10 protein-coding genes and 2 pseudogenes are annotated in these 13,196 nt (G+C 58.9%); 10 read left to right on the forward strand and 2 right to left on the reverse strand.

Translation table 11 applies throughout. The features are described from left to right. The first annotated feature begins 22 nt into the window (after positions 1-22). The 5 genes and pseudogenes from odhB to brnQ all read left to right on the forward strand — a co-directional run bounded on the left by odhB (position 23) and on the right by brnQ (position 6,717). Entirely contained in the window at positions 23-1,249 is a 1,227-nt protein-coding gene (gene odhB / locus VRB54_RS08005; RefSeq protein WP_338480275.1) for a 2-oxoglutarate dehydrogenase complex dihydrolipoyllysine-residue succinyltransferase, read from the forward strand. Positions 1,250-1,349: 100 nt separating this feature from the next. Then, positions 1,350-2,786 (forward strand): dihydrolipoyl dehydrogenase, encoded by a 1,437-nt coding sequence (gene lpdA, locus VRB54_RS08010; protein ID WP_338480276.1) that lies wholly within the window; start codon positions 1,350-1,352, stop codon positions 2,784-2,786. A gap of 204 nt (positions 2,787-2,990) precedes the next feature. Beyond that, a complete protein-coding gene (gene sucC / locus VRB54_RS08015) occupies positions 2,991-4,157 on the forward strand; it encodes an ADP-forming succinate--CoA ligase subunit beta (RefSeq protein WP_003233235.1) in 1,167 nt (388 codons plus the stop codon). Then, on the forward strand, positions 4,157-5,038 hold the full coding sequence (gene sucD / locus VRB54_RS08020; RefSeq protein ID WP_003233233.1) for a succinate--CoA ligase subunit alpha: 882 nt from the start codon (positions 4,157-4,159) through the stop codon (positions 5,036-5,038). Before sucC ends, sucD begins: the two co-directional genes overlap by 1 nt. Positions 5,039-5,402: 364 nt before the next feature. Further along, positions 5,403-6,717, forward strand: a pseudogene (gene brnQ / locus VRB54_RS08025) (branched-chain amino acid transport system II carrier protein). Positions 6,718-6,780: 63 nt separating this feature from the next. Here brnQ and VRB54_RS08030 read toward each other — a convergent pair. Next, the gene (locus VRB54_RS08030; RefSeq protein WP_338479005.1) at positions 6,781-7,986 is read right to left on the reverse strand and encodes an ISL3 family transposase; all 1,206 of its coding nucleotides are present in this window, start codon (positions 7,984-7,986) and stop codon (positions 6,781-6,783) included. 193 nt (positions 7,987-8,179) lie between these two features. On the opposite strand from VRB54_RS08030, the gene VRB54_RS08035 reads away from it, so the two are divergent. Then, entirely contained in the window at positions 8,180-8,914 is a 735-nt protein-coding gene (locus VRB54_RS08035) for a DUF599 domain-containing protein (protein WP_209980625.1), read from the forward strand. Positions 8,915-9,009: 95 nt separating this feature from the next. Here VRB54_RS08035 and VRB54_RS08040 read toward each other — a convergent pair whose 3' ends face one another. After that, entirely contained in the window at positions 9,010-9,252 is a 243-nt protein-coding gene (locus VRB54_RS08040) for a hypothetical protein (RefSeq protein WP_003233227.1), read from the reverse strand. A 158-nt stretch (positions 9,253-9,410) separates the two neighbouring features. Here VRB54_RS08040 and VRB54_RS08045 point away from each other — a divergent pair, with 158 nt between their 5' ends. The 4 genes and pseudogenes from VRB54_RS08045 (at position 9,411) to VRB54_RS08060 (ending at position 13,127) form a co-directional block, all read left to right on the forward strand. Next, positions 9,411-9,887, forward strand: coding sequence for a PaaI family thioesterase (locus VRB54_RS08045; protein ID WP_338480279.1), 477 nt, complete (start codon positions 9,411-9,413; stop codon positions 9,885-9,887). Then, positions 9,884-10,336: a PaaI family thioesterase gene (locus tag VRB54_RS08050; protein WP_338480280.1), complete on the forward strand. Its 453-nt coding sequence runs from the start codon at positions 9,884-9,886 to the stop codon at positions 10,334-10,336. The genes VRB54_RS08045 and VRB54_RS08050 overlap by 4 nt, the downstream gene beginning before the upstream one ends. Positions 10,337-10,425: 89 nt before the next feature. Next, on the forward strand, positions 10,426-12,330 hold the full coding sequence (htpG, locus tag VRB54_RS08055) for a molecular chaperone HtpG (RefSeq protein WP_057008441.1): 1,905 nt from the start codon (positions 10,426-10,428) through the stop codon (positions 12,328-12,330). A 67-nt stretch (positions 12,331-12,397) separates the two neighbouring features. Beyond that, a pseudogene (locus tag VRB54_RS08060) lies at positions 12,398-13,127 on the forward strand (dienelactone hydrolase family protein). The last annotated feature ends 69 nt before the right edge of the window (positions 13,128-13,196 follow it).

The raw sequence follows: 13,196 nt of genomic DNA on the forward strand, positions 1-13,196 counted from the left end.
GAATTTTAAGGACCCACAGATAATGGCTATCGAAATCAAAGCCCCGTCATTCCCGGAATCGGTTGCCGATGGCACCGTTGCCACCTGGCACAAGAAACCAGGCGAGGCCGTCAAGCGTGACGACCTGATCGTCGACATCGAGACTGACAAGGTCGTACTGGAAGTGTTGGCCGAAGCCGACGGCGTTCTGGGCGCCATCGTTGCCCAAGAGGGAGATACCGTTCTCTCCAACCAGGTACTGGGTTCGATCGAAGAGGGCAGCGCTGCCGCTCCGGCGCCTGCTGCCGCTGCTGCACCGGCTGCTGCTGCGCCTGCTGCCGCCGCACCGGCTGCCGCTGGCGAAGATCCAATCGCAGCCCCGGCTGCGCGTCAATTGGCCGAAGAAAACGGCATCAACCTGGCGTCCGTCAAGGGCACCGGCAAAGATGGCCGTGTGACCAAGGAAGACGTGGTTGCTGCTGTTGAAGCCAAGAAGAACGCACCTGCCGCCGCACCGGTCAAGGCTGCCGCGCCGGCCGCCGCTGCGCCAGTGTTCGCCGCCGGCGACCGCACCGAGAAGCGCGTGCCGATGACCCGTGTGCGTGCCACCGTGGCCAAGCGCCTGGTTGAAGCACAGTCGAACATGGCGATGCTGACCACCTTCAACGAAGTCGACATGACCGAAGTCATGGCCCTGCGTTCGAAGTACAAGGACCTGTTCGAGAAGAGCCACAACGGCGTGCGCCTTGGCTTCATGTCGTTCTTCGTGAAAGCGGCCACCGAAGCGCTGAAGCGCTACCCGGCAGTCAACGCTTCCATCGACGGCACCGATATCGTTTACCACGGCTATGCAGACGTCGGCGTTGCCGTGTCCAGCGACCGTGGCCTGGTAGTGCCGGTATTGCGTAACGCCGAGCTGATGAGCCTGGCTGAAATCGAAGGCGGCATTGCCGGTTTCGGCAAGAAAGCCCGTGACGGCAAGCTGACCATCGACGAGATGACCGGTGGTACCTTCACCATCACCAACGGTGGTACCTTCGGTTCCATGATGTCGACGCCGATCGTCAACCCGCCGCAAGCTGCGATCCTGGGCATGCACAACATCCTCCAGCGTCCGATGGCCATCAACGGCCAGGTTGTGATCCGCCCGATGATGTACCTGGCGCTGTCGTACGATCACCGCCTGATCGATGGTAAAGAAGCCGTGACTTTCCTGGTGACCATCAAGAACCTGCTGGAAGACCCGGCGCGTCTGCTGCTGGATATCTGATAAAAGCAGCTTCAAGTTGCGAGCTGCAAGCTGCAGGAAAAATCAGCTTGGCTTGCAACTTGTTGCTTGAAGCTTGTCGCTAAATAGAGGATCTATTTTCATGTCGCAGAAATTTGACGTTGTAGTGATTGGTGCAGGTCCTGGCGGCTATGTTGCCGCCATCAAGGCCGCACAATTGGGCCTCTCGACTGCTTGCATCGAAAAATACACCGACAAGGAAGACAAACTGGCACTGGGCGGTACCTGCCTGAACGTCGGTTGCATTCCTTCCAAGGCGCTGCTGGACAGCTCCTGGAAATTCCACGAAGCCCAGGACGGTTTCGCGATCCACGGCATCAACCATGCCGGCGTTACCATGGACGTGCCAGCGATGATCGGCCGCAAGGCCAACATCGTTAAAGGCCTGACCTCTGGCGTTGCCACCCTGTTCAAGGCCAACGGCGTCACTTCCCTGCAAGGTCACGGCAAACTGCTGGCCGGCAAGAAAGTTGAAATCACCAAGCCGGACGGTTCGGTCGAAGTCATCGAAGCCGAGAACGTGATTCTGGCCCCAGGCTCGCGTCCAATTGACATTCCACCGGCGCCCGTCGATCAGAACGTGATCGTTGATTCGACCGGCGCCCTGGAATTCCAGGCCGTGCCGAAGCGTTTGGGCGTGATCGGCGCCGGCGTTATCGGCCTGGAACTGGGCTCGGTCTGGTCCCGTCTGGGTTCGGAAGTCACCGTGCTGGAAGCCCTGGACACGTTCCTGCTGGCTGCCGACACCGCCGTTTCCAAGGAAGCCTACAAGACCCTGACCAAACAGGGTCTGGACATCAAGCTGGGCGCCCGCGTGACCGGTTCCAAGGTCAACGGCGAAGAAGTCGTGGTGACCTACACCGATAAAGACGGCGAGCAGACCATCACCTTCGACAAGCTGATCGTGGCCGTAGGCCGTCGTCCGGTGACCACCGACCTGCTGGCTTCCGACAGCGGCGTGAACATCGACGAGCGTGGTTTCATCCATGTCGACGATCACTGCGCCACCACCGTTCCTGGCGTTTATGCCATCGGCGACGTGGTACGCGGCATGATGCTGGCGCACAAGGCGTCCGAAGAAGGCATCATGGTTGTCGAGCGCATCAAGGGTCACAAAACCCAGATGAACTACGATCTGGTGCCATCGGTTATCTACACCCACCCGGAAATTGCATGGGTCGGCAAGAACGAACAGCAGTTGAAAGCTGAAGGCGTAGAAGTTAACGTCGGCACCTTCCCGTTTGCCGCTTCCGGCCGTGCCATGGCAGCCAACGACACCGGTGGTTTTGTCAAAATCATCGCTGATGCCAAGACTGACCGCGTATTGGGCGTGCACGTAATCGGCCCGAGCGCTGCAGAACTGGTTCAGCAAGGCGCTATCGGTATGGAATTCGGCACCAGTGCCGAAGACCTGGGCATGATGGTCTTCTCCCATCCGACCCTGTCCGAAGCGTTGCACGAAGCAGCGTTGGCGGTGAATGGCGGCGCCATCCACATCGCCAACCGCAAGAAGCGCTAAGCGAGATAATAAGAAACCACGGCGGAGTTGCCCGTCGTGAGTCTTGCGCGCAAGGCTCACCGCGGAATATCCGCTGGACGCAGCCTTGTGCAGCTTTACGGGCCATGAGCCCCGCAGGTTGCGCAAGCAGCAGTCACAGGTGGCGCGGCACTCATAATGAGCGCAGCGCCGAATGCGCAGTACCTAACGAAGACGGTAAAAAGCATGAATCTTCACGAGTATCAGGGTAAGCAGCTGTTCGCTGAATACGGCCTGCCAGTATCCAAGGGCTACGCAGTAGACACCCCGGAAGCAGCAGCAGAAGCTTGCGACAAGATCGGCGGCACTGAATGGGTGGTCAAAGCCCAGGTCCACGCTGGTGGTCGCGGTAAAGCGGGCGGCGTCAAGCTGGTTCGCAGCAAAGAAGACGCCAAGGCCTTCGCACAGCAGTGGCTGGGCAAGCGTCTGGTGACTTACCAGACTGATGCCAATGGCCAGCCAGTCACCAAGATCCTGGTTGAATCGTGCACTGATATCGCTAAAGAGCTGTACCTGGGCGCTGTCGTTGACCGTTCGAGCCGTCGCATCGTGTTCATGGCTTCCACCGAAGGTGGCGTGGACATCGAGAAAATCGCTCACGAAACCCCAGAAAAAATTCTGAAAGCCACGATCGATCCACTGGTTGGCGCTCAGCCGTTCCAGGGTCGCGAGCTGGCTTTCCAGCTGGGCCTGGAAGGCAAGCAAGTTGCCCAGTTCGCCAAGATCTTCGTGGGTCTGGCCAAACTGTTCCAGGATCACGATCTGGCCCTGCTGGAAGTGAACCCGCTGGTGATCAAGGCTGACGGCGATCTGCACTGCCTGGACGCGAAGATCAACATCGACGCCAACGCCATGTACCGTCAGCCAAAGCTGAAGACTTTCCACGATCCGTCGCAGGACGATCCGCGCGAAGCGCACGCTGCCAAGTTCGAACTGAACTACGTAGCCCTGGAAGGTAACATCGGTTGCATGGTCAACGGTGCCGGTCTGGCCATGGGTACCATGGACATCGTCAACCTGCATGGCGGCAAACCAGCCAACTTCCTCGACGTAGGCGGTGGTGCCACCAAAGAGCGCGTGACCGAAGCGTTCAAGATCATCCTGTCCGACTCCAACGTCGCAGCAGTATTGGTCAACATCTTCGGCGGCATCGTTCGTTGCGACATGATTGCCGAAGGCATCATCGGTGCAGTGAAAGAAGTCGGCGTTAAAATCCCGGTTGTTGTTCGCCTTGAAGGTAACAACGCTGAACTGGGCGCCAAAGTACTGGCAGAAAGCGGTTTGAACATCATCGCGGCTACCAGCCTGACCGACGCTGCTCAACAAGTTGTCAAAGCTGCGGAGGGCAAGTAATGAGCGTCCTGATCAATAAAGACACCAAAGTTATCTGCCAGGGTATTACCGGTTCGCAAGGTAGCTTCCACACCCAGCAAGCCATCGAATACGGCACCAAGATGGTTGGCGGCGTAACGCCAGGCAAAGGCGGCACCGAGCACCTGGGCCTGCCAGTGTTCAACACCGTGAAAGACGCTGTAGAAAAAACTGGCGCCACCGCCAGCGTGATCTACGTTCCTGCGCCTTTCTGCAAGGACTCCATCCTGGAAGCGGCATTCGGCGGCATCAAGCTGATCGTCTGCATCACCGAAGGCATTCCTACCCTGGACATGCTGGACGCCAAGGTTAAGTGCGACGAGCTGGGCGTAGTCCTGATCGGCCCTAACTGCCCAGGCGTGATCACCCCAGGCGAATGCAAGATCGGCATCATGCCAGGTCACATTCACTTGCCAGGCAAAGTCGGTATCGTTTCCCGTTCCGGCACCCTGACCTACGAAGCTGTGAAGCAGACCACTGACGCCGGTTTCGGTCAGTCCACTTGCGTTGGCATCGGCGGTGACCCGATCCCGGGTTCGAACTTCATCGACATCCTGAAGCTGTTCCAGGAAGACCCGAAGACCGAAGCGATCGTGATGATCGGTGAGATCGGCGGTTCGGCTGAAGAAGAAGCGGCGGCCTACATCAAGGCCCACGTGACCAAGCCGGTTGTTTCCTACATCGCTGGTGTGACTGCCCCTGCGGGCAAGCGCATGGGCCATGCGGGCGCAATCATCTCCGGCGGCAAAGGCACTGCAGACGAGAAATTCGCTGCACTGCAGGACGCAGGCGTTAAAACCGTGCGTTCGCTGGCAGATATCGGCAAGGCCCTGGCCGAGCTGACCGGTTGGGCCGTCAAGTAAGCCTCGCGCCTAACTGACGCTTCACCACACAAAGGCCACCTTCGGGTGGCCTTTGTGCGTCTGGAAATACCCATTTATTGAAATGTACTCGATCCAAGGTGGGAGCAAGCCCCCTCCCACAAGGACCGGTACCGTCAAATTAAGTGTGAAAACACGACATTAAAATGTCGCTTATCGGACAGTGCGCCCCGCAACAGTGCGTTTGTCAGTCTATTTCTGTACCCTGACCGCCTCTTTATGCGCCCGCATCCCAAAAGGAAGCGGCGCGCTGGACCGGTCGGCCCCCACCAGGGCCGACAGCCTTTCCCTCATCCACAGGGAAGCCCTCTCTAAATTCCGATTCAGTAGTGTGGTATTTCCTCAAATGAAAGTGTTGAAAAGCCAGGATATCCTGGCACTGGGCTTTATGACGTTTGCGCTGTTCGTGGGCGCCGGCAACATCATCTTCCCGCCTATCGTTGGTTTGCAGTCCGGGCCTCACGTCTGGATGGCAGCGCTGGGGTTCCTCATCACCGCAGTGGGTTTGCCGGTGGTTACCGTGATTGCCCTGGCCAAGGTCGGCGGCGGCATGGACGCGTTGAGCAGCCCAATCGGCAAGATCGCCGGCGGCCTGCTCGCGGCAGCGGCGTACCTGGCGGTAGGCCCGCTGTTCGCCACCCCGCGTACTGCGACCGTGTCGTTTGAAGTCGGCCTGGCGCCGCTGACCGGCGAAAGCCCACTGGCGCTGTTCCTCTACAGCTCTGTGTATTTCCTCGTGGTGTTCTTCGTGTCCCTGTACCCAGGACGTCTGCTGGATACCGTCGGCCGTTTCCTTGCGCCCTTGAAGATCATCGCGCTGGCGATCCTCGGCATTGCCGCGTTTGCCTTGCCGGCCGGTGAAGTGGGCGTCGCCACCCCGGAATATGTCGCTGCGCCATTCTCCCAGGGCTTTATCAATGGCTACCTGACCATGGATACCCTGGGGGCGCTGGTGTTCGGCATCGTCATCGTCAACGCGATCCGCTCCCGCGGCGTCGAATCGCCCAAGCTGATTACGCGCTATGCGATCATCGCCGGGCTGATAGCCGGTGTGGGCCTGGCGCTGGTGTACATCAGCCTGTTCCGCCTGGGCTCGGGCAGCCATGCCGTGGCGGCGGGCGCCAGCAACGGCGCGGCCGTGCTGCATGCCTATGTGCAAAGCACTTTCGGCTCGTTGGGCAGCGGCTTTTTGGCCGTGCTGATCTCCCTGGCGTGCCTGGTGACCGCCGTGGGCCTGACCTGCGCGTGCGCCGAATACTTCAGCAAAGTTTTGCCACTGTCCTACAAGACACTGGTGGTGATCCTGGCGCTGTTCTCACTGTTCGTGTCCAACCTTGGCCTGACCAAGCTGATCGCGTTCTCCATTCCGGTACTCACCGCCATCTACCCGCCATGCATCGTGCTGGTGGCGCTGAGCTTCTGCAAAGACTTCTGGCAGGAGCAGGGCCGTATCGTCGGCCCGGTGATGCTGGTGTCGTTCATTTTTGGCGGCATCGACGCGCTCAAGGGGGCCGACTCTCGCCGATTGGATGCCCGCGCAGCTGACGCACCTGCCATTGAGCGAGCAGGGGCTGGCGTGGCTGGTGCCGTCGGTGATGACGCTGGTCGTGGCGGTGGTGGTGGATCGCATGCTTGGCAAGCGCAGCGAAGCGATCGCCTGACACGGCAACACGGTTGCACAGAAATGCCTCGTATCAATCGATACGGGGCATTTTTTTGGTTCTTCACGGATTACCGGGAAAGACGCTCTTGATCTTCATGAAAAAGAACTCGCTATCCCGGTAACCGTACGCCATCCGCTTGATGACCTTTATTCGATTGTTTATTCCTTCCAACTGACCCGTATGCATCGGCCAGCGAACCCGGCTTACGATGCCTCGCCAGTAACCCTTTAGCCGTTTGGCAAACTGCACCAGAGCCGGTATTTCGCTTTCATGAGCATGGCGCAGCCATTGTTTCCAAGCCGCTCGCCAAGCCCAGGCAGCGCTTGCTGTCCAGAGCGTTTTGAGCTCAGCCTTCATCAAATAAACCGTCATCAGCGATTGGTTGGCCGCCAACAAATCCTGCAAACGAACCTGTTGTTCCGGCGTTTTCAGATTCTGCGGATTGCGCAGCAACAGCCATCGCGCCTGCTTGATGACCTTGCGAGCCGGCTTGTCATGACGCAGTCGATTGGCCTCGTCGACGCGGACCCGATCTATCACCTCTCGGCCATATTTGGCCACCACATGAAAGAGGTCGTAGACCACTCGCGCTTTCGGGCAGTGCTGACGGACCTCCAGGTCAAAAGCGGTATTCATGTCCATCGCAACCGCTTCGATTCGAGCACATCCCTCTGGCCCCAGCTCTTCGAAAAAGGGCCGAACCGCCGCCCTGCTACGGCCTTCGCCAATCCATAGCACTCTTCGCGTATCGGCATCCAACACCACACTGGCGTAGCGATGCCCTTTGAACAGCGCGAATTCATCCATCACTAGGCGTCGTGGCTGCGCCTTTGGCAGCGTGCTCAACGCCGCCTGTAAGGCTCGACGCTCCAGCAACCGAACGGTGTCCCAATGCAGGCCAAACATCTGTGCCACGTGCAGGGTTGGAAGGCGCTCGCAGGCTTGAATGACCGCATCCGCCAAGCGGCGCGTCATCCGGGCATAGCGATCCAGCCAACTGACGGCCTCCATGCGTTTGCCACAGTCGCGGCAGCCAACCCGCCTGAGCAAAACGCTGAGGCGTACCGCGCGACCGAGAATGGGAAGATCACGAACGGTTCGCTCGCAATACTCATGAGTGGTTGAACAAGGTTTTTGGCAGCCACCGCAGGAAGGAAATCGAGTGGCGTGGGGAGCCAGATCGATCTGTAGGGTGTCACCATCAGTCTTGATCGTGACGACAGAAAAGCCCTCCCAAAAAGGAAGGAAAGTATTAATATCGCGCATAAGAACGCCGGTTTGTTAGATGTGTTTGCTCGCACGAACATCATCAACCAAATCGGCGTTCTTGTTTCTGTCTTTCCCGGGATTCCGTGAAGAACCATTTTTTTTGCCTGCTTATCGCCAAGGTTCTAGAGTTGCAAGCCCGCTCCCACATTTTGACTGTGTCGCCCATATTTTCTTGTTTATCAGGACCCCTATGTCGTTCATCGAAACCAACCAAGTCCATATGCTCGCCGCCCTCTGGTTCGTGCTGTGCTGGGGCGGCTACACCCGTTATGCCCTCTGGAAAGCCCGCGATACCGCATGCCTGGCCAGTGTGCTGCACCTGTACCGTGAAGACTGGATGCGCCGCATGTTGCTGCGCGACAACCGCATTGCCGACGCCAGCGTGATCGGCAACCTGGAGCGCAACGCCTCGTTCTTCGCCTCCAGCACCTTGATCATCCTCGCAGGCATCCTCACCGTGCTGGGCGCCTCGGAGCGCGCCGTGTCGCTGCTGGCGGACATCCCCATGGTGCAGCAGGCGTCCCAGGGCATGTCGGAAATCAAGCTGCTGTGCCTGGCGCTGGTGTTCGTCTACGCGTTTTTTACGTTCAGCTGGTGCATGCGCCAGTACAACTTCGCAGCGGTACTGGTGGGGTCAGCGCCGATGATTGGTGAGCGCCAGGTGTCCGAGCAGGAACGCAAGGCGTTTGCGCTACGGGCAGCGCGGGTCATCTCCATGGCCGCCAACCAGTTCAACTTCGGCCTGCGTGCTTATTACTTTGGCATGACCATGCTGGCGTGGTTTGTCAGCCCCTGGCTGTTCATGTTGATGAGTGCCGGGGTAGTGGTGGTGTTGTATCGCCGCGAGTTTCATTCCGATGTGCTGCAAGTGATGGTGTATACGCAGACGGACACGCCGCCGGAGGCGCTCAAGGACGCAGTTTAGTTTGAGGCACGTCGAATTTTAAAAACGCCGGACAAAGAAAAGCCCGCTATTGAAGCGGGCTTTCTTTTACAACCAGGCTACATCAGACCGCGGTATCAGGAACCGGTCGAAGGCGTGGCTTCTTTTGCAGCGGCTGCGTTCGATTCGGCCTGAGCTTTGGCAGCTTCGGCGTTTTCTTTTGCAGCGTCATTCACTTTATCCTGAGCCTTCGCCATATCTTTCTGAGCTTGCTCAGAGTGCGAAGCGGCATCTTGTGCTTTGTCTTCGGATTTCTTGTCGCAGGCAGCGAGGCCAAGGGCAGCAGCCAACATCATGGAAACAGCTAAAGTCTTGCGCATGGGGTGTTTCTCCTTATTGAAGATATCTTCTGGCCTTTCGAGCCTGGGGGTTCAGCATTAGTTCCTTTTATTGCGCAGATATATAAACAAAGGCTGCCAAGGAACTTAAACCCGCACTGCCTGTTCCGCGGATCACTGCAAACAAGAGTCTAGACCCAATGACCGAAAATTCACTGCTGGAGCGTGCGACACGCTTTGTTTGCGCGTTGCGCCATTGCCAAATACTCGGCATTACCGTGCATGACGCCAGCAATACGGGCATGACGCTGCTGCTGCCCTATGGGCCAGCTATCGTGGGTGACCCCGAGACCGGGATCATCCACGGCGGCGCGCTCACCTCCCTGATGGACACCACCTGCGGCATCGCCACTCTGTGCGTGCTGCCCGAATTCGAGGTGTGCCCGACCCTCGACCTGCGCATCGACTATATGCACCCGGCTGCACCGCACCAGCCGGTCTATGGGTTTGCCCAGTGCTACCGGGTCACCGCCGACGTGATCTTCACCCGCGGCTTCGCCTACCAGGACGATCCACAGCAGCCCATCGCCCATGTGGTGGGCACGTTCATGCGCATGGGCAAGCTGCTCAAAGGTGCACAGGGCCTGAGCGCCACCCTCGACGGAGAGCCGGCATGACGCACCGCTTCCATAACCGGCTTGAACAAGCCCACGCGCGCGGCGATTACGCGGCGCTGCTTGAACTGATCCCTTACGCCAAACTGATCGGCATAGAATGCACCCGCCAGGGCGATGAATTGCTGTTCTGTCTGCCGGTCAACAAGGACAACATTGGTAACCCCATATTGCCGGCGCTGCATGGCGGAGTGATTGCCGGTTTCATGGAGCTGTCGGCGGCGCTGCACTTGCTGGTGTCTACCGGCGCGCCGGGCCTGCCGAAAATCATCGACTTTTCCCTGGATTACCTGCGCGCCGGGCAGTTTCGCGACACCTACGCCACCTGCCAGGTGTGGCGTCAGGGCCGGCGGGTGGCCAACGTTTCGGTCACTGCCTGGCAAAACGCGGCGGCAGAACCGATTGCCACGGCCCGTGCGCATTTCAAGATCGAGGAACCTTGCCGCCCTTGAAATCCTCCCGTTAGCCCCCAACTTTGATGACAACCCGCCGCCAACCCTTTCGGGCGCGGCCATTGCCATCCAATTGGAGTTTGATGACCATGAGTGTGGAAACTCAAAAGGAAACCCTGGGCTTCCAGACCGAGGTGAAGCAACTGCTGCACCTCATGATCCATTCGCTGTATTCCAACAAGGAAATTTTCCTTCGCGAATTGATCTCGAACGCCTCTGACGCTGTCGACAAATTACGCTTCGAGGCCCTGTCCAAGCCTGAGTTGCTGGAAGGTGGCGCGGAGCTGAAAATTCGCGTGAGCTACGACAAGGACGCGAAGACCGTCACCCTCGAAGACAACGGTATCGGCATGAGCCGTGACGATGCGATCACCCACCTGGGGACCATTGCCAAATCCGGCACCGCCGATTTCATGAAGAACCTGTCGGGCGATCAGAAGAAGGACTCGCACCTGATCGGTCAGTTCGGTGTGGGCTTCTACTCGGCCTTCATCGTCGCCGACAAGGTTGAAGTGTTCAGCCGCCGTGCCGGCCTCCCGGCCAGCGAAGGCGTGCACTGGGCCTCCAAAGGCGAGGGCGAGTTTGAAATCGCCACGATCGACAAGGCCGACCGTGGCACCCGCATCGTGCTGCACCTCAAGTCCGGTGAAGACGAATTCGCCGATGGCTGGCGCCTGCGCAACATCATCAAGAAATACTCCGATCACATCGCATTGCCGATCGAGTTGCCCAAGGAACAAGCCGCGGCTGAAGGCGAAGAGAAGCCTGCCGAGGAGTGGGAAACCGTCAACCGCGCCAGTGCCCTGTGGACCCGTCCGCGTACCGAGATCAAGGACGAGGAATACCAGGAGTTTTACAAGCACATCGGTCACGACTACGAGAACCCGCTGAGCTGGAGCCACAACAAGGTTGAAGGCAAGCTCGAATACAGTTCGCTGCTGTACGTGCCTGCACGCGCCCCGTTCGACCTGTACCAGCGCGAAGCCCCCAAGGGCCTGAAGCTCTACGTGCAGCGCGTGTTCGTGATGGACCAGGCGGAATCCTTCCTGCCACTGTACCTGCGCTTCATCAAGGGCGTGGTTGACTCCAATGACCTGTCGCTGAACGTGTCGCGGGAAATCCTGCAGAAAGACCCGATCATCGACTCCATGAAGTCGGCGCTGACCAAGCGTGTACTCGACATGCTGGAGAAACTGGCGAAGAACGAGCCTGAGCAATACAAGGGCTTCTGGAAAAACTTCGGCCAGGTCATGAAAGAAGGCCCGGCCGAAGACTTCGCCAACAAAGAGAAGATTGCCGGCCTGCTGCGCTTTGCTTCCACCCAGGGCGAAGACGGCGAGCAGGTTGTGTCGCTGGCCGACTACCTGGCGCGCGCCAAGGAAGGTCAGGACAAGATCTACTACCTGACTGGCGAAACCTACGCTCAGGTCAAGAACAGCCCGCACCTGGAAGTCTTCCGCAAGAAGGGCATCGAAGTCCTGCTGCTGACCGACCGTATCGATGAGTGGCTGATGAGCTACCTCACCGAGTTCGACGGCAAGTCGTTCGTCGACGTGGCCCGTGGTGACCTGGACCTGGGTAACCTCGACTCCGAAGAAGAGAAGAAGGAAGCCGAAGAGGTCGCCAAGTCCAAAGAGGGTCTGGTTGAGCGGATCAAGGCGTCTCTGGGCGAGGCCGTCAGCGAAGTGCGGGTTTCCCACCGCCTGACCGACTCCCCGGCGATACTGGCCATCGGCGAGCAGGACCTGGGCATGCAGATGCGCCAGATCCTCGAAGCCAGCGGCCAGAAAGTGCCCGATTCCAAGCCGATCTTCGAATTCAACCCGGCGCACCCGCTGATCGAGAAACTCGATGGCGAGCAGAGCGAAGAGCGGTTTGGCGACCTGTCGCACATCCTCTTCGACCAGGCGGCGCTGGCCGCTGGCGACAGCCTCAAAGATCCGGCCGCCTACGTGCGTCGACTGAACAAGCTGTTGGTTGAACTGTCGGTTTAACACCGCTGCAGGAAAAACCCGCTTCGGCGGGTTTTTTCATTTTAGTGCACCTCAACTGGAGTAAATGATGAGCCAAGTCACCGTGCGTTCTGTGGTCTATCAGATTGATGGCCAGTCTTATGAAAGCCGCCTGGCGTTCGACGCCAGCCACAAGGGGCCACTGCCGGGCCTGTTGATGGCGCCGAACTGGATGGGCGTGAGTGCAGGCGCCGAAGAGATCGCCAGGAGCGTCGCCGCCAAGGGTTACGTGGTGCTGATTGCCGACCTGTACGGACAAACCGTGCGTCCATCGAACGGCGATGAAGCCGGCGCGGCGATGATGCCGTTGAAGAACGACCGCCCGTTGCTCAACAAACGTATGCAGGTGGCGTTCGAGCAACTGCAAGGACCAGACCGAAGCGGCAGTGGATACCTCGAAGCTCGCGACCTTTGGTTTCTGCTTCGGCGGCTGCTGCTCCCTGGAGCTGGCGCGCACTGGCGCACCGTTGAAAGCTGCCGTGTCGCTCCATGGCACTCTCGACACGCCAAACCCTGCGGATGCGAAGCACATCAAGGGCTCGGTGCTGGTGCTGCACGGCGCCTCTGATCCGTTGGTGCCCAAGGAGCAGTTGCCTGCGTTCGAAGATGAAATGAACGCAGCCGGCGTGGATTGGCAACTGCTGAGCTACGGCGGCGCGGTGCATTCCTTCACCGACCCGCACGCGAACGTGCCGGGCAAGATGATGTATGACGCGAAGACCTCCGCGCGCGCGTTTCAGTCCATGCATAACCTGCTGGATGAAGTGTTCAAGGGCTGATGCTTCGGCGTCTGTCCGGGCCTAATCGGGAGCAGGCCCCCTCCCACAGTCGGATCGGTGAACACGATC

Source organism: Pseudomonas trivialis, from assembly GCF_036864995.1.
GTDB classification, from domain to species: Bacteria; Pseudomonadota; Gammaproteobacteria; order Pseudomonadales; family Pseudomonadaceae; genus Aquipseudomonas; species Aquipseudomonas trivialis.